The 22,789-nt window shown below is 59.8% G+C and carries 22 protein-coding genes; 13 read left to right on the top strand and 9 right to left on the bottom strand.

Going from position 1 to position 22,789, the window contains the following annotated elements:
- Positions 1 to 6: 6 nt before the first annotated feature.
- Positions 7 to 858 carry a hypothetical protein gene (locus RIE53_03215; GenBank protein MEQ9103686.1) on the bottom strand — a complete coding sequence of 284 codons (852 nt, stop codon included), beginning with the start codon at positions 856 to 858 and terminating at the stop codon, positions 7 to 9.
- A 157-nt stretch (positions 859 to 1,015) separates the two neighbouring features.
- On the opposite strand from RIE53_03215, the gene RIE53_03210 reads away from it, so the two are divergent.
- From RIE53_03210 to RIE53_03180, 7 genes are all read left to right on the top strand, one after another.
- Positions 1,016 to 1,963 carry a hypothetical protein gene (locus RIE53_03210; protein MEQ9103685.1) on the top strand — a complete coding sequence of 316 codons (948 nt, stop codon included), beginning with the start codon at positions 1,016 to 1,018 and terminating at the stop codon, positions 1,961 to 1,963.
- Positions 1,964 to 1,971: 8 nt separating this feature from the next.
- Positions 1,972 to 2,343, top strand: coding sequence for a dihydroneopterin aldolase (gene folB / locus RIE53_03205; GenBank protein MEQ9103684.1), 372 nt, complete (start codon positions 1,972 to 1,974; stop codon positions 2,341 to 2,343).
- On the top strand, positions 2,340 to 2,858 hold the full coding sequence (locus RIE53_03200; GenBank protein MEQ9103683.1) for a histidine phosphatase family protein: 519 nt from the start codon (positions 2,340 to 2,342) through the stop codon (positions 2,856 to 2,858). The genes folB and RIE53_03200 overlap by 4 nt, the downstream gene beginning before the upstream one ends.
- 15 nt (positions 2,859 to 2,873) lie before the next feature.
- Positions 2,874 to 4,205, top strand: a complete 1,332-nt coding sequence (locus RIE53_03195) for a PAS domain S-box protein (protein ID MEQ9103682.1) — start codon at positions 2,874 to 2,876, stop codon at positions 4,203 to 4,205.
- A gap of 19 nt (positions 4,206 to 4,224) precedes the next feature.
- On the top strand, positions 4,225 to 4,875 hold the full coding sequence (locus RIE53_03190; GenBank protein MEQ9103681.1) for a response regulator transcription factor: 651 nt from the start codon (positions 4,225 to 4,227) through the stop codon (positions 4,873 to 4,875).
- A gap of 163 nt (positions 4,876 to 5,038) precedes the next feature.
- Entirely contained in the window at positions 5,039 to 5,773 is a 735-nt protein-coding gene (locus RIE53_03185) for an energy transducer TonB (GenBank protein MEQ9103680.1), read from the top strand.
- A 209-nt stretch (positions 5,774 to 5,982) separates the two neighbouring features.
- Positions 5,983 to 6,849, top strand: a complete 867-nt coding sequence (locus RIE53_03180) for a hypothetical protein (protein MEQ9103679.1) — start codon at positions 5,983 to 5,985, stop codon at positions 6,847 to 6,849.
- Here RIE53_03180 and RIE53_03175 read toward each other — a convergent pair.
- The 3 genes from RIE53_03175 to lnt are packed head-to-tail and all read right to left on the bottom strand — an operon-like array spanning position 6,821 to position 9,650.
- The gene (locus tag RIE53_03175; protein MEQ9103678.1) at positions 6,821 to 7,579 is read right to left on the bottom strand and encodes a type 1 glutamine amidotransferase; all 759 of its coding nucleotides are present in this window, start codon (positions 7,577 to 7,579) and stop codon (positions 6,821 to 6,823) included. The two genes, RIE53_03180 and RIE53_03175, sit on opposite strands and share 29 nt — an antisense overlap.
- Entirely contained in the window at positions 7,576 to 8,178 is a 603-nt protein-coding gene (locus RIE53_03170; protein ID MEQ9103677.1) for a Maf family protein, read from the bottom strand. The genes RIE53_03175 and RIE53_03170 overlap by 4 nt, the downstream gene beginning before the upstream one ends.
- A complete protein-coding gene (gene lnt / locus RIE53_03165; protein ID MEQ9103676.1) occupies positions 8,175 to 9,650 on the bottom strand; it encodes an apolipoprotein N-acyltransferase in 1,476 nt (491 codons plus the stop codon). Before lnt ends, RIE53_03170 begins: the two co-directional genes overlap by 4 nt.
- Before the next feature lie 81 nt (positions 9,651 to 9,731).
- Between lnt and RIE53_03160 the strand changes: the two genes are divergently transcribed.
- The 4 genes from RIE53_03160 (at position 9,732) to RIE53_03145 (ending at position 14,933) form a co-directional block, all read left to right on the top strand.
- Positions 9,732 to 10,550, top strand: coding sequence for a ParA family protein (locus tag RIE53_03160; protein ID MEQ9103675.1), 819 nt, complete (start codon positions 9,732 to 9,734; stop codon positions 10,548 to 10,550).
- Between the two features lie 137 nt (positions 10,551 to 10,687).
- Positions 10,688 to 12,931 (top strand): penicillin acylase family protein, encoded by a 2,244-nt coding sequence (locus RIE53_03155; protein MEQ9103674.1) that lies wholly within the window; start codon positions 10,688 to 10,690, stop codon positions 12,929 to 12,931.
- On the top strand, positions 12,928 to 14,427 hold the full coding sequence (locus RIE53_03150) for a sodium-dependent transporter (GenBank protein MEQ9103673.1): 1,500 nt from the start codon (positions 12,928 to 12,930) through the stop codon (positions 14,425 to 14,427). The genes RIE53_03155 and RIE53_03150 overlap by 4 nt, the downstream gene beginning before the upstream one ends.
- The gene (locus RIE53_03145) at positions 14,352 to 14,933 is read left to right on the top strand and encodes a low molecular weight protein-tyrosine-phosphatase (protein ID MEQ9103672.1); all 582 of its coding nucleotides are present in this window, start codon (positions 14,352 to 14,354) and stop codon (positions 14,931 to 14,933) included. The genes RIE53_03150 and RIE53_03145 overlap by 76 nt, the downstream gene beginning before the upstream one ends.
- Before the next feature lie 33 nt (positions 14,934 to 14,966).
- Here the strand turns inward: RIE53_03145 and RIE53_03140 are convergent, their stop codons facing one another.
- The 4 genes from RIE53_03140 to rfbB are packed head-to-tail and all read right to left on the bottom strand — an operon-like array spanning position 14,967 to position 17,966.
- Positions 14,967 to 15,656 carry a haloacid dehalogenase-like hydrolase gene (locus RIE53_03140; protein MEQ9103671.1) on the bottom strand — a complete coding sequence of 230 codons (690 nt, stop codon included), beginning with the start codon at positions 15,654 to 15,656 and terminating at the stop codon, positions 14,967 to 14,969.
- Between the two features lie 8 nt (positions 15,657 to 15,664).
- Positions 15,665 to 16,147 carry a dTDP-4-dehydrorhamnose 3,5-epimerase family protein gene (locus tag RIE53_03135; protein ID MEQ9103670.1) on the bottom strand — a complete coding sequence of 161 codons (483 nt, stop codon included), beginning with the start codon at positions 16,145 to 16,147 and terminating at the stop codon, positions 15,665 to 15,667.
- Entirely contained in the window at positions 16,144 to 16,884 is a 741-nt protein-coding gene (locus RIE53_03130) for a sugar phosphate nucleotidyltransferase (GenBank protein MEQ9103669.1), read from the bottom strand. The genes RIE53_03135 and RIE53_03130 overlap by 4 nt, the downstream gene beginning before the upstream one ends.
- Positions 16,881 to 17,966: a dTDP-glucose 4,6-dehydratase gene (rfbB, locus tag RIE53_03125; GenBank protein ID MEQ9103668.1), complete on the bottom strand. Its 1,086-nt coding sequence runs from the start codon at positions 17,964 to 17,966 to the stop codon at positions 16,881 to 16,883. Before rfbB ends, RIE53_03130 begins: the two co-directional genes overlap by 4 nt.
- A gap of 97 nt (positions 17,967 to 18,063) precedes the next feature.
- On the opposite strand from rfbB, the gene polA reads away from it, so the two are divergent.
- The gene (gene polA, locus RIE53_03120; GenBank protein MEQ9103667.1) at positions 18,064 to 20,889 is read left to right on the top strand and encodes a DNA polymerase I; all 2,826 of its coding nucleotides are present in this window, start codon (positions 18,064 to 18,066) and stop codon (positions 20,887 to 20,889) included.
- Positions 20,890 to 22,170 carry a pitrilysin family protein gene (locus tag RIE53_03115; GenBank protein ID MEQ9103666.1) on the top strand — a complete coding sequence of 427 codons (1,281 nt, stop codon included), beginning with the start codon at positions 20,890 to 20,892 and terminating at the stop codon, positions 22,168 to 22,170.
- On the opposite strand, the gene RIE53_03110 is transcribed toward RIE53_03115, so the two are convergent.
- The gene (locus RIE53_03110; protein ID MEQ9103665.1) at positions 22,146 to 22,712 is read right to left on the bottom strand and encodes a TlpA disulfide reductase family protein; all 567 of its coding nucleotides are present in this window, start codon (positions 22,710 to 22,712) and stop codon (positions 22,146 to 22,148) included. The genes RIE53_03115 and RIE53_03110 overlap by 25 nt on opposite strands.
- Positions 22,713 to 22,789: the final 77 nt, after the last annotated feature.

The raw sequence follows: 22,789 nt of genomic DNA, 5'->3' as shown, positions 1-22,789 counted from the left end.
CTCGCGTCAAGTCCGGTTGAATTCCGCGCTGAATACGGCTTTCTGTGCATCCGGTATCCAATGCTCCCGGATCTCGCTTTCCGGCACGCCGAATATCCCGGACAATCGCTCCACGGAGACCGTGGTCAGCGATGCGATCCGGTCGACCGTAGCATATCCGATTTCTTCGAGCAGGGCATATTGTTCGGCATTCATGCCAAGCAGACGCTGGAGCGGGGGGGCACCGCTCGTATCCCGTGACGGCTCCACGAGGTCGGATACTGGTTGGAAGGCCGGGCGTTTGGGAGGTTCAGGACGTCTGGGAGGTTCAGGGGTATGTGCCGGTGAAGGAATAGGCAGGGGTCCGGTCCAATGGAAATCGAATGGGTCATCGGGCTCCGGTTCGGGCTCCGGTTCGGGCTCCGGTTCGGCAAATCGGATGTCAGACAGATCCATTTCGGGGACATCCACGAACGAGGCCGGGGCGTTCCTGAGGCGCTCGATTTCATCCCGGGCTGCGCGCAGTTCTTCCTGCAGGATGGTGCGCTCGATTTCATGCTCCTCCTGGAGGGACACACGTTCGAACTCTGCCTGGGCCAATTGTTCGCGGACAGACGTCATGAGCGCTGATTCCACGTCTGCGGCCCCGGTTTCGGACGGATCCTGGGGATCACGCCCTCCGTGGATCCGGGTCGTCGAGTCCTGGAATGTGCTGCGTTGCAATTCAAGGACTTTCAGACGGATGCGACGCTCGCGCTCGTCAAGCTCTTCCTCCCGGCGTTGCATGCGCCATACGGCTGCAAACCAACCGATGGCCGGTCCTGCGATGAGCAGGGCGAAACCGATGATTAGGAGCCATATGGGCAGCGTTGTGTCCAATTTGCGTAGTTGAGAGGTTCAATTGCTCTCTGGATCGGTCAAAATACTGATTCCTCAAGGGAACGCCTCGAATGTCGGTATCGTTGGGCCGGGACGTTGATCATTTGTCTGTGATGCCTCTATGTCCTACATGCGATGGATGCTGGCTCTACCCGTCATGCTGGTACTGCTCGCTGGTTGCAATCCGGCAGCGGAGGATGACGGGTCGGGATCGAGCCGGATACCCATCCGCCTGGACCGGTCGGGAGAGGATGCCCTGATCCACTATTATTTCGGTTCCTACCTGGATCCGGTCTCCAATCCGGTTGCGGCCGGCCTCGTGACGAACGAGGATGGAGCCTGGTATCTGAACCGCCCCGCCTCGGTCCCGCAAGCCATGGCATCCATGGATTCACTGTATCTGTCTGTCGGGACCGGAGCGTTGACATGGGATATCCTGTCCACATTCGTGCGTCAAACCTGGTACGAAGCACGCGGACTGCCACGCACGACGGCAGACCTCATGGAATCGGTAGGCTCCTTCAGGGACGATCCAGCCTGGTTCCGTTTGGATGTGTCGGGTTCCATGTCCCCCTGGGAACGACGCATCCATGTACCCATGGACGCGCTCCTGCATGCACTGGAGTCCGGCGCCGAACCGGAAGGGCTGCGGTATCCGGTCGGCACGTGGTTCATTGCAGACCACTACGACCAGGACCGATTGGTGGAAACCACGGCGATGGTGAAACGGGCCGATTCCCTGTGGGACTATGCCGGATACGATGCGTCGGGGCGGCTGGTCGACCGGATCCGTAAACATGACGGCACCATGGATGTGCCGACGCAATGCCTGGGATGTCACAACGGAAACCGTGCGTTCGAGCCCGAGCGCAGTTTTCCGGCCGAGGCATCGCCCGGACCTGCCGGGGAGCGGCGTATTTACGTCGGCGCCGACTTCAGGGATCCGGTTGTGGCATCGATCCTCTCGGAGCATATGAAACGTGCCGACACGATATTGGGGGTTTATGCCACCGTATTCCTTTCCGGAATACGATCCCGTGCCATCCGTGGTGAAGCAAGTCCCGAAGAACGGGTGCTTCTGGAGAAGTACGGGGTTTCACCCTGAAGATTACCATGGAATTGGGAACGGTTCGACTGATCAATGCGGTTTTTTACGCCCACCATGGCGTCATGCAGGAGGAACACCGCATAGGGGGGCGATACGAGGTGGATGTGGAAATGGCCGTCAACTTCGAGGATGCGGCCCGGAATGATGATCTGGAACGGACGGTGGACTATGAAATGGTCTACGCACTGGCGAAGGAGATCATCCTCAACAACCGGTTCTTCCTCATTGAACGCCTGGCGTACTTGATGGCCCATCGGATTCTGGACGAGGCGCCCATTGTCCACAGTGTGCAGGTTACGGTCCGCAAGGCGAACCCGCCCGTGGGAGGTCCGTGTGACCGGGCAGAGGCCGTCTACAAGTGCGTACGGGGATCATGATCGACGAGAATTCAGTACTGGACAAAACGCTGTTGCTCATGCGACACGGGAAGTCTGATTGGTACGCTGGTGCGGACTCCGACCATGAGCGACCACTCAACAGTCGTGGACGCGAGGAGTCGGCAGCAGCTGGGGTATTCCTTGACAGGAATGGGTTGGTGCCGGTACTTGTCCTTTGTTCGACAGCCTCCCGCACCCGGGAGACGTGGACCACGGTCCGGGACGCCGCCGGATGGAAGGATATTCCCGTCGTCCATCTCGACGAACTGTACCTCGCGCCGGTTGCCAAAGCATTTGAAATCCTGGCTGAACACATTTCGCGCGTTGAAACGCTCATGATGGTGGGACATCAGCCGATCTTGTCCGGATTGGTTTCCCGGATAGCCGCTGGTTCCTCCTTGGAGGTTCCAACCGCGACCCTGGCCGTTCTTCAGGTGCCTGGAAGGATGACTACCGGATCCGGACAACTGACGGCATTGGTTACGCCGCGTGAATTCCCAACGACCAATCTGTAATCACGAGGAAGGAGCATGCACGTTCTGGTCGTAGGGGACAGCAGGATGGCGGGGGAGGTCGTGGATGCCATGTCACAGGCCGGGCACCTGGTTGCTGCTGCCGGGTCATTGGACGGGATCGAGCAGGCAAATCCGCTGGATTGTGATCTGGTCGTCATTGTGGATTTGCCCGATGCCGCCGGATTGGTGGATACCGCGCTGGGCGTAGCGCACTCGCGTGTTTGCCTGGCATTCGGGTCGCTGTCTGAACAGTTCAGCAACGTGGATGCGATTGACGACTTGTTCTATTCGGTGGATCACCTGGTTCAACGACTGCCCTTCATAGAACGGCGTGTAGGCATCCGGGATATTCGGCAACGGGAGTATGCGGCCTTGTTCGAGACGACCGTGGACGGCATTATCATCATTGACAGCAAGGGCATCATCCAATCCTACAACCGGGCCGCGGCGTCCATTTTCGGCTATGAAGCCGAGGAAGTTATTGGACGCAACGTCTCCATGCTCATGCCGAATCCCCACCGGGAGCAGCACGATGAGTACGTGAACAACTACCTCCGGACCGGACAGGCCCGGATCATCGGGATCGGGAGGGAGGTGAATGGTCTGCGCAAGGATGGCACGACCTTCCCGATGGACCTGGCCGTGTCGGAGGTTCGCAAGCACGGGGATGTGTTTTTTACGGGGGTGGTTCGCGATATCACGGAGCGAAGACGGCTGGAGAGTGAAATCCTGCGCATTTCGGAGCAGGAGCGCCGGAGGATCGGTCAGGATCTGCACGATGGATTGGGACAGATGCTGACGGGAATCGGTCTGATTACCCAGAACCTGGCACGTCAGATGGAGGCGCAGGGCTCCGCGTTGGCCGGTGATCTGTTCGAAATCACGCAACTGGTAAGGGATGCGGATCAGCTGGCGCGGAATCTGGCCCGGGGATTGGTTCAGGTTGAACTGGAGGGAGATGGCCTGCTGGCCGCGCTGCGTATCCTGTGCAAGAACGCCGAGCGGATGTTTGACGTGAGTATCACCCTGGAGTCCCAGGGTGACCTGTCGTTGGATGACAGCGGCATGGCGTCCAATCTTTATCGGATTGCACAGGAGGCCATCAGCAACGCCGTCAAGCACGGTCGGGCTTCCCGGATTTCAGTTCGCCTGGCCAAGAAAGGACATGCGGTTGAATTGGCCGTCGAGGACGACGGGGTGGGCTTTCCCAAGAAGTTGTCCGCAGACCGGGGGATGGGTGTCGATATCATGGGATACCGGGCCCGGGTCATCGGTGGTTCATTGTCCATCCGTTCCCGGCCATCCGGCGGTACAGCCGTCAAGTGCGTCGTATCTTCGTATTCTTGACTGACCACACCCTATTGCCATGACACGAATTGTAGTTGTCGACGACCATCCTCTCATGCGGAAAGGACTCATCATGTCCATCGATGCAGAGTCCGACTTGACCGTGGTCGGCCAGGCATCCAGCGCCGAAGATGCACTGGGGATCATCGAGAAGGAAAACCCCGATCTGTTGGTCGTGGACATCTCTCTTCCCGGCATGAGTGGACTCGAACTGGTGAAACAGATCCAGGCCATCCGTCCGGGCATCCGGTCCCTGGTGGTCTCCCGGCATGACGAAATGCTCTACGCCGAGCGGGCCATCCGGGCAGGCGCGCGGGGTTACGTCATGAAGCTCTCTGCAGTTGACGTAATGGTCAAAGCCATCCGTCGGATAATGAATGGTGGAATCTATGTTTCGGAAGAGATCAACGAGCGCCTTTTGCTGGGCATGGCATCGGGACATGAACCCTTGAAGGAGTCTCCATTGGATGTGCTTTCCGATCGGGAATTGGAGGTATTCGAGCTGACCGGACGGGGAGCGGGTACGCGGGATATCGCAGAGCGGCTCCATCTGTCCGTCAAGACCGTCGAGTCTTACCGTGCAAGGATCAAGACGAAGTTGAATCTGGACAGCGCGGCCGAACTCATGCAGCATGCTGTCCAGTGGGTTGAAGGGGAAAAGGCCGGATAAACACGTCATTGTCGGCAACGGATCGTGTAGGGCCAGGGACTACACCTGGTCACGGTATTCCTGCATAGGGTGCAAGGTGCTGGCCCTATACCGGGCCTTTGGGATTACGGGTAATCTGCGTGTGAGCTTGGAACACACCCGTTCAAATCCCAGAGAGGTTGACATGAAAACCAACCAAACCATTCGAGAGATCCTCCTCGAGAATCCGCGCCGTCCCCGCAAGAACGAAGGGCTGGAACACAAGTCGGCTTACCGGACCATGGTCATGGCCGGACTTGTCCTGTCGCTATCCGTCATGGTGGTCCTGGTACGCATGAACTTGACGCCTGCCGGTGAGGGGCTGGACTTCGTACTTGTGGATCAGGAAACCGTCCAGATGGAGGAAATCATCCAGACCACACAGGAACTGAAGGCGCCCCCACCACCCCGACCGCCGGTCCCGGTAGAGGTCCCCGATGACTTCGTGTTCGAGGAAGAAGAATTGGATCTGGATGCGACGCTCGATCTGGATGCTCCTCTTTCAGACCTTCCTCCACCGCCACCCATGCCGGCGAGTCCTGAGCCCGAGCAGGAAGACGAGACCGAAATCTTCGTGGTCGTCGAGCAGATGCCGACCATCATCGGGGGTGCCCAGAAGGTCTACGAATATCTGGAGTACCCGGAAATCGCCCGGCAGGCTGGATTGGAAGGCCTGGTTGTCATCCAGATTGTTGTGACGCCGGAAGGGCGACCGGCCATGCCGGAAGTTGCCCGTTCCAGTGGTCAAGTACTGGATGAGGCGGCCGTCAAGGCCGTCATGCAACTCACGTTCCAGCCGGGAATGCAGCGGGGACGTGCCGTGAGTGTGCGGATGTCCATTCCCATCCGGTTCCGCCTGAGGGACGCGGCGAAGAACTGACTGCCTGTCGGGAAATCCACTACAAGAATGAAAAGACCATGCTGGCAAATCCGGAAAAAATACACGCCTAATCTTGCATGAACGTCGCTATTCCCTCCACATATCCAGCGCCATCGTCGGTATTGATGTCCAACCAAGGCCACAATCCCCGGGATGTCAGCCCGACCGGATTTCCGGACGGGCTTTCGTTGCAGGCTCAACTTCGATTCTTGATCCAGTACGCTGTTCTGGCACCGTCAACGCACAATACACAGCCTTGGCTGTTCCAGGTATCCGGCTCGAGTGTCTTTCTCTATGCGGACCGGAGCCGGGCGCTTGCTGTCGTTGATCCCCAGGTTCGCTCGCTTGTAATGAGTTGTGGAGCGGCCCAGTGCAACTATGAAATGGCTCTGAGCGCATACGGATTCGATTTTCGCACGTCTGTTTTTCCGGAGATTGCGGATGCCGATTTGTTGGTCAGGACCGATGTCCTGAACAGGAATCATATGGACGTCGATATGGACATCCTGAACGCCATGCGGGAGCGACGCACGGTCCGGACGGGTTTCCGCGCGCCGCTTTCCGACGGGAAGATCAGGGACGCGCTGTCTGGTATTGCAGACGACGGCGGCGTGGTCCTGCAATGGTTGGATCAGAACCAGATCCGGACGCTGGCGGATGTGAGCGGCCGGTTGCCGCGGCTGAGTGAAAATCGTCTGCGCGAACTGGAAGCATGGCGACACCCGAACAGGTCGCGTTCCCGGGACGGACTCCCTGGGGAACGCCCCCCCTCGTTCGCGTTTTTCGGAGACGCCGATGAGGACGTCAGCATGGCGCTCCTTAGTACGCGTGGTGATCGCATGGCGTCCTGGCTGCGTGCTGGTCTGTCCCTGGAAGCCGTGCTGCTGTCCGCAACACGGCGCGGCGTCCGGGCCTCGATGTATGCCATCGATGCCATCCGCGACGAACTCACTGGGATGATGACAGAAAGCGGGACTCCTCAGCTGCTGGTTCGATTTGGATACAGTGATCCCCCCCGTGCAACGAACCGGAGAAGCCTGGTCGACGTCATGCTGCATCCGGGGTATGCCCCGTGACCAATCGCAGGAAGTCGAACAGCAGATGATCGACTTCCGTGGTCTCCGCCAGGTTGTCGATGATGCGTTGGAGGGCCGAGTCGTCCGGCAACTCGTTCCGGTAGAAGCGCTGATACCGGATGAGGCGCTCCCGTTCACGCCGCGCATCGAGTTCCGAGTGGAATTGGGTCCCATAAACCCGGGTACCTTCCAGGCGGAAGGCTTGGTGCGGTTGCGATTCGCTGCGTGCCAACTCCACGGCTCCGTCGGGAAGGATGGTGACCCGGTCGTGATGGCCCATGTTGGCAAGAAAGGATGGCGGGAATGGAGAAAAAAGGGCATCCGCGCGCCCAGCCTCCGTGAGTTGAACCGGGAGGCAACCCATCTCGGCCCGGGTCGGATCGTGTTCAACACACCCACCCAGGGCGCGCGCAATGATCTGGTGCCCCCAACACGAACCGAAAATGGGCACATCCGCATCCACCGCGAACCTTACGAGGTCAAGAACATGCGGCATCCAGTCATAATCCCTGGTGGCGGAAAATTCGCCCGCGCCTCCGATGAACAACACATCCTTGTCCGTCAGGAGATCCCGGGAAGGCGTGCCATCGGTCACATTGAACGTGCCGAGTTGATGACGCAACAGACGCGTACGTTCGGCAAAACAGTCCAACTCCTGACTGGCCATGTCAACTTCGGTGCGGGCCTGCAGCAACAGGCAACGCAGTTCCGGAAAGGAGGACTCAATCATGGGCTGGCTCGAACAATGAGGTCTGCGAAGTCCCGCAGCAGGATCCGGTACAGTGCGTTCAACGGAAGCCCAACGACGGTGTAGTAATCGCCTTCAATTCCGGCAACGAACATGGCCCCCCGGTCTTCCTGGATACCGTACGCACCCGCCTTGTCCATCGGGGAGCCTCCGGAAACATAGTCGGCGATCTCGTCCGGTGACAGCACATCCATGGTGACGTGCGTCCGGCTTGCGTGCGAAACACTCCGCCTCGAGCGACCATGCTCAAGCGCTATTCCCGTATACACCACATGCGTTCGGCCGGACAAACGTGCCAGCATGGCACGGGCGTCGTCGGCATCCTCCGGCTTTCCGAGGATTGCGCCGTCCAGGACCACGACCGTATCTGCTCCCAGAACGAGCGCGTCTTCATGCGAATAAGAGACCTCCCTGGCCTTTTCGGACGCCAGGCGCCGGACGAGGGAATCAGGTGTTTCTCCCGGCACATGCACCTCTGCCGTACTGGACGGAATGACCTCAAACGGGAAACCGAAAACGCGCAACAGATCGCGCCGACGCGGGCTGGCCGATGCAAGGATGAAGGGTGTGGACAGGATCATGGATCGGAGGACGCGCGTCGGAGTCGACGATTCCGGACTGAGGCGAGGATGAGTGATCCAAAGATAACCCATGCCGGCCAATCACCCACGACGGAGTACGGGGTCGCCACTTTCACGGAAGGCACCGTGAAGGTTCTCGTGGCCTGGACGCCCTGCGGAATGGTCTTCGTTGCCTTCCCGCGAGCACCGATAACACCGCTGGGACCATTCACGCTGGATACGATCAACGGCAGACCCACACTTCGGGCCGTGAGCGAGGAGTAGGCCATGTGCTGATGGGCCGCCCGCGGCAGCGACCACCATCCGGTCTGTGACAGGACAACCAGTACATCGGCGCCTTCCCGGGCGTGTCTTCGGGCCAGTAGGGCAAAAACACTTTCGAAGCAGATCATGGGGGCCAATGTCCATCCGTTCACGGTCCAATATGACGAATGATCACCGGGTGCGTATCCCGGTACGCCTCCGGCATCCACCGCCAGCGCCGACAGAGCGGATATCCACCGGCTTCCCGGCACATACTCGGCAAACGGTACCAATTCCTGTTTTGCATAGACCTCTGCCACCTTGTCCGGCATCAACAGGATTGCTGCATTCCAGGGAGCGGTATCCGACCGGGACAGGATGCCGCCCGACAACAGGGGCAACGGGAGCGGACCCCGGGGACCGTACCCGGCCCCAGAGTCCCTCCACGGCAACGGGTCGGCAGGTGTCTTCGGTAATGCCGTCTCGGGCCAAACGGTGAGGTCGACCGCCGATCCGCTGGACAGACGCAGCAGTGAATCCACCCGGGTCGATGACTGAACGTCTGCCCAGGTGTCGGGTGTCATGTTCGGCTGGACGATCCGCACGTTCAATGGATCCTGCAGGGGAGTCGTGACATCGGACCCGGGGAGATGAGACCCAAGAAAGGTGAACAGGGACATGAATGCCGCCACCGCCACCATCCTGGTCCACGGTCTGTGTTTCCCCTTGCGCGCGACGAGGGCCAAGGCCGACGTCCAGAGCAGGACGGACGTTCCGGCTATTCCGAACAGCGAAACCAGTGGCGCCAGAACCGTCCCGCTGACCGTGAATCCCGACGAGACCCAAGGCATGGAAACAGGTCCGTATGTCAGCAATCCCTCCAGGGCGAGGTGTCCCGTGGCCAGGCCGGGAAGTCCGGCCCAGTTGAAACCGGCGGTTGACGCCGCCGTCGCCAGCATGATGAGGGCCAGCAGCACCAGCATCGACGTCGCGGACACATGTGGCACAGCATGGAAGCCGACCCACGAGAACGCCCAACCCCAGGCTGCCATCATATGCAGGAGGATGGGTATGGCGGGATTGGTGTCATCTTCCTGCCGCCGCATGACGAACAGGAACACCACCAGGCCCGGACCGGCCGTGATGGGCAGGAGGGAGGGTGGAAACGAAGCGCCGACCATCAACCCACTGACCATGGCCCACATCCAGGACGGAGGAATGTGCTTCATGGTACCTGGCGCTCAGGGTTTGACATCGCGATTTCAGGCCCTAACTTGCGCCCCCGTCGTGTTACACTCAATCCAGTCTGCATGCTCACGCTCACGGTTTGCAACCACAAGGGGGGGACGGGTAAAACCACTTCTTCCATCAATCTGGCCGCTGCCCTTGGTTTGAGTGGCCTCAATGTACTGGTTGTCGACCTGGATCCCCAGGGTTTCCTGACGCGGATGATGGGCGTGCCCGAACCGGACCCGACCCGGTCGTCCGTGGTTATTTTCGATCCGGACATGAAAGATGGCCATCGGCCGGGTATTCTGGAGTTGGCATCGTTCAATCTGCTTCCCTCTTCCCCGGCATTGTCATCCGGTATCCGGAAGTTGACCCGACCGGTGGACGTGCTTTGGGCCCGTGAATTCGTCCAGCGGGATGTTTCCGGATACGACGTCCTGCTGTTCGATACGGCTGCTGCCGTTACCGTGTACAGCCTGAACGCGCTGGCCGCCAGTGATCATGTGTTGGTTCCGGTTCTTCCAGAGTATCAACCCGTGGTTGGTGCCGAACAGACCTGGCAAACGGCGCGCATGGTTTCCAAGAAACTGAACCCGTCGCTCGCAGAGCCCAGCTTCCTTTTCACGATGGTCGATGCCCGCAAGCGGAATCATCATTCCTTCCGGAAATACATGCGTGACAAATATGGCGAGCACGTGTGTCACAGCATCATCCGGACGTGCACCACGCTCTCGGTGACCAATTCGGATGGCCTCACGGTATTCGATCGCAGTCCACACGCCCGTGGTGCGGTCGACTACGCCAATGCCGCAGAGGAAATCTGGGCTCGAGCGGCACCCGCTCCTGCTCCCGCTCCCGCGTCCGCAGTGCGCGACCAGAACGCAGAACCGATTCGATGAAGGGATTGGTGACCATTGTTGCTGGAGGCATTACGATCGGTCTCGTCGGATTGCTCTTTCTGCCGCTGGCTGGGACGTTTCGATTGGGACCCTTGCTCGATCCAGTGGATGGACTGTACGCAACGGCTCGCCATGCCGTGCCCCATGTTTCCTCGTCGTTGTTCCTGGACGGGATGGATGCACCGGTCCACGTGGAGGTGGATGCCCGCGGTGTGCCCCATATCCACGCCGGGAGTGAAAAGGATGCAACCATCGCGCTTGGGTACGTCGTGGCACGGGATCGCCTCTTCGAGATGGAATTCATCTGGCGGGCCGCCACCGGCCGTCTTGCCGAATTGCTCGGTCCGGCGGCCGTCGAGCAGGACCGGTATTTCCGGGACATCGGAATGGTGCACGCCGTTCGGAACAATACGGAGCTCCTGATGGCCGAAACGTCGGCGGTACGGAGCCACACGGAGTGGTATGTGCAGGGGGCCAACGCCTGGGTCGAGAGTCTGTCCCGCTCGGAATGGCCATTCGAATTCCGGTTGTTCGGGCGTGGCCCGTCCCGGGTCACGCCCGAACACACACAGGCCCTGTTTTCATTCATGGCTTATGACCTCAGCTTCCGGAGTGATGATGTACCGCTGGATCTGGCACGTCAGCGGTTGGGTGGTGACGGGTTCCGGGCGTTGTACCCGGAATTCTCGACCCACGAGAAGTACATCGTGCCTTCGGGAAGTCATATCGGTTCGTCTCGCACGGATGAAGGGACGGGCAGTCCGGAGACGGGCACGGCCGTTGCATCTGTGAGCAGCGTGATGGACAAGGGAACGCATGCAGTGTTGGACGGCTTGGCCGAAGGACTCCGTCCCGGAAAGGGGTCGAACAACTGGGCGGTCAATGGGCACCGGTCCCTCACGGGCATGCCTATTCTGGCCGGAGACATGCATCTGAACCTGTCCCTGCCCGCTATCTGGTATGAAGTGCACGTGGTGACGCCGGAGTCGAATTCGTACGGCGTCACGTTTCCCAGCGCTCCCGCCATCATTGAGGGCATCACGGAGACGCACGCGTGGGCGTTCACCAACACCGGGACGGATCAACTGGATACGTACCTGCTCCAACTGGACGAAACCGGGGAGCGATATCTGCACGATGGCCAGTGGAAGCCCCTGGTGTCTGTCGTCGACACGATCAGGGTCCACGGAGGGCCCGATGTCGTGCACGGAGTCCGCTGGTCTCACCACGGTCCTGTTCGCACGGCAGGGGACCGAACCCTGGCCATCCGCTGGGTCGGTCATGAATACGGTCGGACGCTCGAAGCCTTTCTGCTCATGAACAAGGCGGTCGACCATGCTTCATTCGAGGAAGCCACGCGTTCGTGGGACTATCCCATGCAGAACATCCTGTATGCGGGCCGGGATTCCATCATCTCGTTGCGTTCGACCGGGTATCTGCCCATACGCGGGACCGGAAGTGGTGCCGGGATCCTGGATGGCACCTCGTCTTCGACCGAGTGGGTAGGGCGTGTTCCCTTCGATGCGTTGCCGGTCATGCATAATCCCGGTTCGGGATGGGTCAGCTCAACGAATCAACGACCGGCTGGCGCTGACTATCCGTGGTACCTCGGCACCAATTGGGAGCCCATCCATCGTAGCCAACGCATCCACGAATTGATGACAGCCGCTGAACGCCACGGCGTGGGGGATCTGAAGACGTATCAGGCCGACGTTTATGCGAAGCAGGCGGATTATCTCGTACCGGTCCTCGCGGAGTTGGACGGGCTGCTTGCCGCTTCCGCTGAACGGGTGCGGTTCCTGTCGGAGTGGGATCGCCGGATGACGGTGGAGTCCCGGGAGGCTACCCTCTTCGCACAACTTGTGGACACCCTGGAAGCGCTCGTCTGGGATGAGCCCTCATTCGACGGGATTCCGCCGCCCTCGTTCGTCCGCATGTTCGACCTGCATCCGGACTCTTCCGTCTGGTTCGACATCCAGGGCACGCCGGAACGGGAAGACAGACAAGCGGTGCTCAAGGCCGCACTGTCGCGACTTGACGAGCTACACGAGGTGCCTCCGTGGGGCCAGGTGCATACGCTCCGGATGCGGCATCTGACCAGGAGCACGGCTCTGCGCCCACTGTGGCGGGAAGGGATGCCCTATCCGGGTTGGCGCGAGACGTTGTCTCCGGCCGACGGAATGGCGGCGACACATTCAGCCTCGTGGCGCGTGGTCGTCGATTTGTCCACGCAACCGCCGACAGCCTGGGGAGTCTATCCTGGTGGCCAATCCGGGAATCCGTTTTCCCGGCTCTATGACGCCCATGTCACGACTTTCACGTCGTTTGAGTATTATCCGCTGAACCTCTCCAGAACTTCCCCACGTGACACATCGCAATGAGCACCGATAAAGGACCCCGTTTTTCAAGTCGACTTGGCATGATCCTGAGTGTCCTCGGGATCGCCGTGGGAACGGGAAATATCTGGCGGTTTCCTCGGATAGCGGCGTCCAATGCCGGAGATGAAGGTGCAGGGGCGTTCCTGTTGGCCTGGGTCACATTCCTGCTGGTCTGGTCGGTACCGCTCATCATCGCGGAATATGCGTTGGGCCGGAAGGGACGGATGGGCGTCATTGGGTCCATTGCAAAAGTGGCTGGCGAGCGCTTCGGTTGGATGGGTGCGTTCATTGCTTTCGTGGCAACGGCCATCATGTTCTATTATTCCGTGGTTGCCGGCTGGTGTGTGTACTACATCACTCAGATGACAGCCAATCCACTGCCACTCTCATTGGAAGCGTCGACCGCCATCTGGGACGGTTTCCAGGCTGGAGGATTGCCGATAGCATTCCATGCCCTCGCCATGATCATCGGGGCTGTCGTAGTGGTCCGTGGTATCTCATCCATTGAAAAGGCGAACAAATTCCTGATTCCGGCACTCCTGGCCATCGTGGTCATCAGCCTCATCCGGACGCTGACCCTGCCCGGCTCCGGTGATGGAATCGCGTTCCTGTTCACTCCGGACTGGGCGACCTTGACGCAGCCCAGGACGTGGCTTGAGGCGTTGACCCAGAATGCCTGGGACACCGGTGCGGGTTGGGGACTCATCCTGACCTACGGCGCGTACATGCATGCCAAGCACGGTGTTGTCAAGAACGCCTTCATCACCGGGTTCGGAAACAATCTGGTCTCCATCATGGCCGCCGTCGTGATCTTCGGGACCGTATTCGCGACATTGGGTGCCCAGATGGACAAGGCGGACGTGCTGGCCATCATGCAGACCAGTGGACCGGCTGCGACCGGCTTGACGTTCATCTGGATGCCGCAGTTGTTCGCCATGATGCCCTTCGGCGAGGGACTCGCCATCCTGTTCTTCCTGGGTCTGGCGTTTGCCGCGCTCAGCTCTCTCATTTCCATGATTGAACTGACCACCCGAATCCTGGTGGATCTTGGCATAAACCGACGGACGGCTGTCCTTTCGGTCTGCTCCATAGGATTTCTCCTGGGTGTCCCATCGGCAGTCAATCTGGACTTTTTCGGAAACCAGGATTTCGTATGGGGCATTGCGCTCATGATTTCGGGTGCCTTCATTTCCTTCTCCGTGGTCAAGTATGGCGTTTCGGCTTTCCGGCGTGAAAGCGTGGATTACGGAGCGGAAGGCGATTGGCGCGCCGGGCGAATGTGGGAAATCCTGATCAAATGGGCGGTACCTGTCCAGGCGGTGGCGCTACTGACATGGTGGTTCTTCCTGTCGGCCACGGTATACGCTCCTGATTCCTGGTACAATCCGCTGGATCCGTATTCCGTCATGACCGTGTTGGTTCAGTGGGGCATCGTGTTGGCGGCATTCGTCCTGGCCAACAAGTGGCTGGTGTCCAGAACCTTGATGCAGCGGGCGTGAGCAGGTCGATATCGAATCCCATACGTGTGCTGTTTGTCTGCTTGGGCAACATCTGCCGGAGTCCGTTGGCCGAAGGGGTGTTTCGTCACAAAGTGGCTTCAGCCGGAATGGACTCGCATTTCATGATTGCTTCGGCCGGGACGGGCGGATGGCATGTGGGTCACCCACCAGATCCTCGCATGACGGAAACCGCGTTGGCGAACGGCGTGGATATCCGGTCGCAGCGGGCCAGGCAGTTCATGCCGGAAGATCTCTCCCTTTTCGACCACATTTTCGTGATGGACAAGAGCAATCTGGAGGATGTACTTGCGCTCGATCCGGATGGTACGCTGTCCTCTCGCGTGCGACTGTTCCGGGAGTTCGATCCGGAGCCAGGGGATTTCCAGGTCCCCGACCCCTATTACGGCGGTACGAAGGGGTTTGAGGACGTATTTGCCATCGTGGATCGCACCGCGGACCTGTTGCTTCACCGCCTGTGGGAAGAATTCGGCGGCATTCGCGGCTGACCGACCCGGGGTGCCGGGCGCGTCCGAACCGTCCTACGCGGGAAGGGTATCCATGAAGGCCAGTACCGGGTCCATGGGAGCCAGGCTGTCCAGGAGCAGGTCGGGCCCGTGGATTTCCAGCATGCGTCGGTCCGAGCGTCCCGTACAGACGGCAATCGCCCAGGCACCGCCGGAGCGGGCGCAGGTGATGTCATGCTCCGTATCTCCAATGATGATGGTCCGGGAAGACGGGAAAAAGCGACCGGTCCGCTCGCGGAAACGATGGGCGGCAATGCCGGGCAGTTGATTGCGGTCGTGATGGTCGCTCCCGAAAGCACCCCATTCGAAGTAGTCGTTCAACCCGCCGGCATGCAACTTGGCCCAAGCGGTGCGCTCGAGGTTTCCGGTCAGCAGTGCAAGATGGGTGTCCGGTCGGATACGCAGGGATGAAAGGATTTCTGTTACGCCGTCAAGGACTGTGATATCGGACGGTTGCAGTCGCGCTGTCAACTCGTCCGCATACGCCTCAAGGCAGTCGGCAAGCGAGGCGTCTATCTCGCTGGTCGTACACCCCGATCCAGCGAGCATGTCCCGGACGATGGCCGGATCTGTCCGGCCGGAGAAGGCCACGCCCTCGGCCGTTACGGCTCGACCCATGCACCGTGAGAGTGCGGCTTCGATGGCCGACCTTCCAGCACCATTGGACGTGAGCAGGGTACCGTCAATATCAAACAGGACAAGCATGGAATTGGTCAGAGTGTGTCAACCAGGGTGAACGGGGATTCGGGATCATCCTCATGACGTATTTCGTCGACCACCTCCTGACGGTTCCGGCCTGCGTAGAGAGCGTCCGGAAAGTTCATGACGAAGGCGTCTTCGCTGCCCTCATTCCGATAGGCGTGTACGACACCGGGAGGGATGACCAACAGGAGTGGGAAGTCGGCTCCAGCCGTCAACATCTGGCGGCATCCACGCGTAGCCGAATCCGGACGTACATCCCAGAGCCAGATCCGGTAGAGCCCGTGGAAAAAAGCGAACCGGTCGGACTGGCGGACATGTTCGTGGGGACCGCGTGCCACGCCAGGGTACGTAACCGACACGTATCCCATCTCCGGAAAACCGGCCGGGACAGGATCGTCGGATCGGAAAAGCTCGGCGAGCCATCCCCGGTCATCCCGGAAGGGCGTCAGGGGCCGGGCGAGCACGCCATCAATCAACGCATCTTTCCAGATCATTCAGCAGACTCATCCAGTTCAGGGTAGATCACGTCACGAGCCAATCGGTTGGCTTCATCCCATCCGTCAAACGTGCCCGCATCTCCCCAGAATCCCTTCAGGATTCCATGGGAGAGGACATTCCTTGCCGCATAGTGATTGTTCACGTCACTGATTTCGAACTCACCGCGGGCCGACGGCTCCAGTTGGTTGATGATGGAGAAGACATCGGCGTCCAGGAAATAGATGCCAGTCACGCTGAACGAACTGGGAGGCTCGGTTGGCTTCTCGATGACCTCCACGATTCGACCGTCAACCAATCGGGGTACCCCATAGCGTTCGGGATCGTGGACTTCCTTCAGCAGCACGCGCGCTCCGGATGCCTGGGCGCGGTAAGCATCCACTTCATGGCCAATATCCGATCCCAGGATGTTGTCACCAAGGATCACTACGAACGGCTCGCCACCGGTGAACGTCTCACACAGCGCAATGGCCTGTGCAATTCCGCCGGGCTCATCCTGCACCCGGTAGGTCAGATCCAGGCCCAGCCGACGACCGCTTCCCAGCAGGTTGACGACATCTCCCATGTGTTCGGGACTCGTGACCACCGCGACCTCCCGTACTCCGGCCCGGCGCAACCGCACGAGTGGGTGATAGATCATGGGATACCGCCCAACCGGTAACAGGTGCTTGTTTGTCACCCGTGTCAGTGGATAGAGTCGGCTGCCGGTACCCCCGGCCAGGACAATCCCTTTCATAGTTGTTGCTCGGCCGCGTTTCGATAGTGTTCGTCAATATAACTGCGGTAGCGTTCATCCCGAACCGCGTCCATCCACCCCACGTTCTCAACATACCACGCAACCGTCTGACGCAAACCCGAAGCCAGGTCATATTCAGGAGTCCATCCGAGTTTCGACGTGATCTTGGAGGAATCCAGGGCATACCGGAAGTCGTGTCCGGGTCTGTCCTTGACGAATGTGATGCGGGAAGCGGACGTTCCGGGCGGATGCCCCAGATGCTCGTCCACCACCGTGAGCAGAAGCGTAACCAAGTCGATATTCCGGGCCTCCTCATTGCCGCCAATCAGATAGGTCTCACCGACCTCTCCCTCCAGCAGGACAGCCTCGAGCGCGGCACAGTGATCGTCCACGTGCAGCCAGTCCCGGACCTGCTCGCCGCGACCGTAGACGGGAATCGTCTCTCCCGCCATGGCCCGTGCAATGACGAGGGGAATGAGCTTTTCCGGAAATTGACGGGGTCCGTAATTGTTCGATGTATTGGTCAGCACGAACGGCAAGCCATACGTCACGCCGTAGGCACGGACGAGGTGATCGGCCGATGCCTTGGATGCCGCGTAGGGCGATCGGGGGGCATATGCGGTTTCTTCCGTGAAGTGGCCGGTTGATCCAAGTGTACCGAATACCTCGTCGGTGGAAATATGATGGAAGCGCACCGATCCATCGGTTCGCTGCTCCCAGGCCCGGCGCGCCGCCTCCAGGAGGACATGGGTCCCGTTGACATTGGTACGGATGAAGGCCGATGCGTCACGGATGGATCGATCCACGTGGCTTTCGGCCGCAAAATGGACCACGGCATCCACGTCGTTGCGGGCGAAGACATCGGCCACAAGCGATATATCCGTGATATCCCCGTGGGCGAACCGATAATTCGGCGCCGACTCGATTTCCCGGAGGCTCATGAGGTTGCCCGCATACGTCAACGCATCCAGATTGATGAAGCGGATTTCCGGATGGCGGGGTACCATGCGGAGCAACCAGTTGGAACCGATGAATCCGGCACCTCCGGTCACCAGGACACACTTTGGCTGAAAACTTTTCACGGACGTGCAATTTGCGTTGAACGGGTCGGGACCCACAGGCCATCCGTTCCGTGTAAGGACGACAGCCCACCCGGTTCCGATACCCACCACAGCGTTCATGGCGACTGCTCAGAAACAGCTTTACCTGTTGGATGCGATGGCCCTGGCCTATCGCGCGCATTTCATTTTCATCAATCGTCCGCTCGTGAATTCGAAGGGCTTCAATACCAGTGCGACGTACGGATTCACGTCAGCACTTGTGAAGCTCATAGAGGACAACGGAATCGACCACATCGCTGTCGTGTTTGACGTCATGGAAGAGGGGGGCACGTTTCGGGACGAGATGTACGACCAGTACAAGGCGCATCGCGATCCCCCCCCGGAGGATCTGCTCGCCAACCTTCCGCCCATAAAACGGATTGTCCGGGCGTTCGACATCCCGGTGGTCGAGATCGGGGGCGTGGAAGCCGACGACGTCATCGGAACGCTGGCGCGTCAGGCAGAACGGGATGGCGCGCATGCGGTCATTGTCTCGCCCGACAAGGATTTCCAGCAGTTGCTGTCCCCGGCCGTATCGATTTTCAGGCCGGCCTACCGGGGTGAGGAGTTTGATGCCATCACGGATGTCACGTTCCGGGAGAAATACGGGCTGGAACCGGTCCAATTCATTGACCTCCTGGCCCTGATGGGCGACAGTGCAGACAATGTGCCCGGAGTGCATGGCATCGGTGAGAAAACGGCCGTCAAGTTGATCCAGGAATACGGTTCCGTCGAGAACCTGCTGGAGCACGCGGATGAGGTTTCCGGCAAGCGGGCCAAAGAAGGGCTGCAGAACCATAAGGAAGACGCCTTGCTCTCAAAGAAACTGGTCACCATCCGGACGGACGTACCAACAACGGAGACCTGGGATGATTTCACGGTACGTCACCCTGATCTGGAGGAGGTCCGTCGGATATTCGACGAGTTGGAATTCAGTCGGTTGTTCGAGCGTGTAGAACGGGTTGTCGGGGCGAAACGGGTGGGTGCTGGCTCGGGCGGAAGCACTGCCAAGACGACCGAGGTGGTTCGGTCTGGGCAGGACGCGCCTCAGCGCGATACTCCGTCGGTTCCGGACAGCCTGTTCGATACCGGATCCGAGTTGGATTCGTGGTCAGAGAAGGAGGTGGACTATCGTACGGTGCGCACCATGGATGACCTTGCCGACCTGGTCAAGGCCATGGACGGGGCCCGGACTTTGGCCATCGATACGGAAACCACCTCGGTGGATGCCATGATGGCGTCGCTGGTGGGCTTATCGCTGTCACGCGGCCCCGGTACAGCGTGGTACGTGCCGACCCCGCTTCCGGACGGGACAGGCACGTCGGAGATCCTTTCGGCGATGGAGCCCGTCTTCGCTTCGGAAGCGCTCAAGATCGGACAGAATCTGAAATACGATCTCACCGTGTTGGGGCGGCATGGTGTCGTGTTGAACGGCCGGCTGTTCGATACCATGGTAGCTCACTACCTGATAGCCCCGGAGGAGCCCCATGGCATGGATCATCTGGCCCGGACGCTTTTGGGATACCGCACCATTCCCATAGTCGACCTGATCGGACGGGGCAAGGAGCAGGTGAGCATGCGGGACGTTCCCGTGAGCAAGGTGGCCCCGTATGCGTGCGAGGACGCCGATGTGACGTACAGGTTGTACGACCATCTGGCACCGCGCCTGGATGCCGATGGGTTGATGAAAATCGCCGAGTCCATGGAATTCCCGCTCGTCCGGACGCTGGCCAACATGGAGCAGCATGGAATCCTGCTGGATACGGACGTACTTGCGGAATTGTCAGAACGTATTGCCGCTGATCTGGAAACGCTTGAGGCCCGGATCCATGAGGAGGCGGGAGAGTCCTTCAACATCGGCTCGCCAGCGCAGATCGGTACCATCCTGTTTGAAAAACTGGAATTGCCGGTCCTGGAGAAGACCTCCAAGGGCAAAGCGTCCACGAAGGAAAGCGTCCTCCAACAGTTGGCATCGGAACACGCATTGCCCGCCATGATCCTGGACTGGCGGGAGCTGGCCAAACTGAAATCCACCTACGTGGACAGCTTACCGTCGCTCGTGCATCCGGAAACGCATCGGGTGCATACATCCTACAGCCAGACGACCGCGGCGACGGGACGGCTTGCCAGCTCCAATCCGAATCTCCAGAATATTCCCATCAGGACGGAGCGGGGCCGCGAGATCAGGAAGGCATTCGTGGCGCAGGACGGATGGCTTCTGTTGTCCGCGGATTACTCGCAGATCGAACTTCGCATATTGGCCTCGTTGAGCGGTGACGCGGCGCTTGCGGCTGCCTTTGCCGAAGGCGAGGACATCCACCGAGCGACGGCCGCCACGGTGTTCAAGCTGGCCCTGGACGACGTGACGGACGACCAGCGTCGCAAGGCGAAGGAGGTGAACTACGGAATTCCCTACGGGGTATCCGGTTACGGCCTGGCCCAGCGTCTGCGGTGCAGTGTGGGTGAGGCCCAGGAATTGATAGATACTTACATGAAGAGTTATCCGGGGGTGGCCGCGTTCCTGCACGATCAAGTGGAGAAGGCCCGGGAGTGCGGGTATGCCGAGACCATGCTCGGCCGCCGCCGGTATGTCCCGGATATCAACGCAAGGAATCGCAACGTGCGATCATTCGCAGAACGTGTGGCCATCAACATGCCCATCCAGGGGAGCCAAGCCGACATGATCAAGTTGGCCATGGTCCATCTGGAGCAAACGCTGGTCGATCATGAGCTCAAGGCCCGCATGTTGTTGCAGGTCCACGACGAACTGGTACTTGAAGTACCGGAGAGCGAGGTCCATGCGGTCAAGCCGCTGGTCCAGGAGGCCATGATTACCGCCATGCCGCTGTCTGTCCCCATTGAAGTCACGATGGATACCGGAAAGAACTGGTTGGAGGCACACTGAGTGGAAGGTTATTCGTTCGTCGAGGAGTCCGAGGGAATTGCTTGCTGGAGGTTGGACAGCAACGGGTTGCATGTCCTGCTGCTGCCCCAGATGCTGGCACCCGTGGCCACATTCATGGTTACGTACCGGGTGGGCAGCCGGAATGAACGACTGGGGGAGACCGGGGCCACGCACTTCCTGGAGCATATGATGTTCAAGGGAACGGAAGCCTTCAACAAGGCCAACGGCCAGACGGTGTTCAAGACGCTCCAGCGTTTGGGGGCGCAGGTCAATGCAACGACCTGGAACGATCGAACGAACTATTATGAGATGCTCCCGGCAGAGCACCTGGAGACCGCCATCCGTATTGAAGCGGACCGGATGCGCGGGCTGCTGCTCTCCGAGGAGGACGTGCGGTCCGAGAAGACGGTCATCCTGAATGAATTCGACCGTGGCGAAAACGAGCCGATCAGGAAGATGTACCATGCCGTCTGGTCTGCCGCATTCGAAGCCCACCCATACCACCATCCGACCATCGGATGGCGGAGTGATATCGAGAACATGACGGCCGAGGGGCTGCGCTCGTTCTATGACCGGTTCTATTGGCCGGACAATGCCTATGTGTCCGTCATTGGCGGATTCAATTCGGAGCGCGTACTGGCGGCCATTTCGGACGCATTCGGAGCCATTCCGTCTGCCCCTCATCCCATTCCCGAAATCAGCATCCGGGAGCCCGTCCAGCGGGGAGAACGTCGGGTAACCGTCCGCATGAAGGGCGACGTTCCTGCCGTTATGATGGCATACAAGGCTCCAGACGCGCTCTCAGCCGTTTCGGCACCGCTTCATCTGGCGGCCATGGTTCTTTCCCATGGAAAGACAAGCCGGCTTTATCGCGCCCTGGTGGATGCAGGACTGGCCACGGCCCAGCGTGCGGCCATGTCGGCCTTTCGCGACCCCGGACTCTTCACCGTGCTGGTCATGTTGAACGCGTCTGCCCGAACGGAGGATGTCGAGCGGGTTCTCCTGGAAGAACTGGCCCGAATGACGTCAACAGCCATCTCGGACGCCGAATTCAAGCGTGCGCTCACAGCGCTTGAGGCCGAGACCCGGTACAGTCGGGACGGTTCATTTGCCACAGCGGCCCTGCTCAACGAAGCTATTGCCGCGGGAGATTGGAAACTGTTCACAACGTTTCTGGAACAGGCCGCCCGACAGACGCCGGAGTCCATCCGGTCCGCCATGCAGGAGGTGGTGAATCCCGATCAATTGACGGTGGGTTATTTCGATCCCATCGATTCCTGAGCGGAGACCATTGCGTCCAGTTCAGCCCGGGCGTCCTCGAACGGAAAGAGTCCCACCCACCGCTTTCGGATGACGCCACCCGGATCGACCAGGTACGTTGTCGGGAGGGCATACGCCCCGCCGAATGCCTCAGCCAATTCGATTTCGTCAACAAACACCGGATACTGGACTGAAAAGTCCTCGACGAAGCCCACGACCTCCTCGTCAGCGTACGCATCGAGCGAGGCACCCAGCACCTGGAATGGCCGGTCCTTCCATTCTTCCTGGAGTCCAACCAACTCCGGCGTTTCGACAATGCAGGGGGCACACCACGTAGCCCAGAAATTGACGAGGACCACCTTTCCCGAAAGCTGCGTGGAGAACAGGCTGTCTCCATGGACGGTGGCTACGCGGAACGCTGGCATGGGTGTTTCAAGGTCCGTGATGGCGACTCCTGAAACGGTGCGCGTCACGGGCTCGGGTGGTTCCACCGGATCGGCTTTCGGCCCACAGCCGGCCAGGAACACGAGTGCAGTCAGCGGAAGGAGACGGTAGGGATGCATGCAGATGGCGGGTTGGCGTGGGCGGGCGTTCTTGCAACGTACGTATGGAGGGGGAGGTTCACCGGGACAGGGAACGC

The sequence above is a fragment of the Rhodothermales bacterium genome (assembly GCA_040221055.1).
In the GTDB taxonomy this organism is placed as follows: domain Bacteria; phylum Bacteroidota; class Rhodothermia; order Rhodothermales; family UBA10348; genus 1-14-0-65-60-17.
Note: the sequence above shows the minus strand (reverse complement) of the source record. Positions and strands in the feature narration are given on the sequence as shown.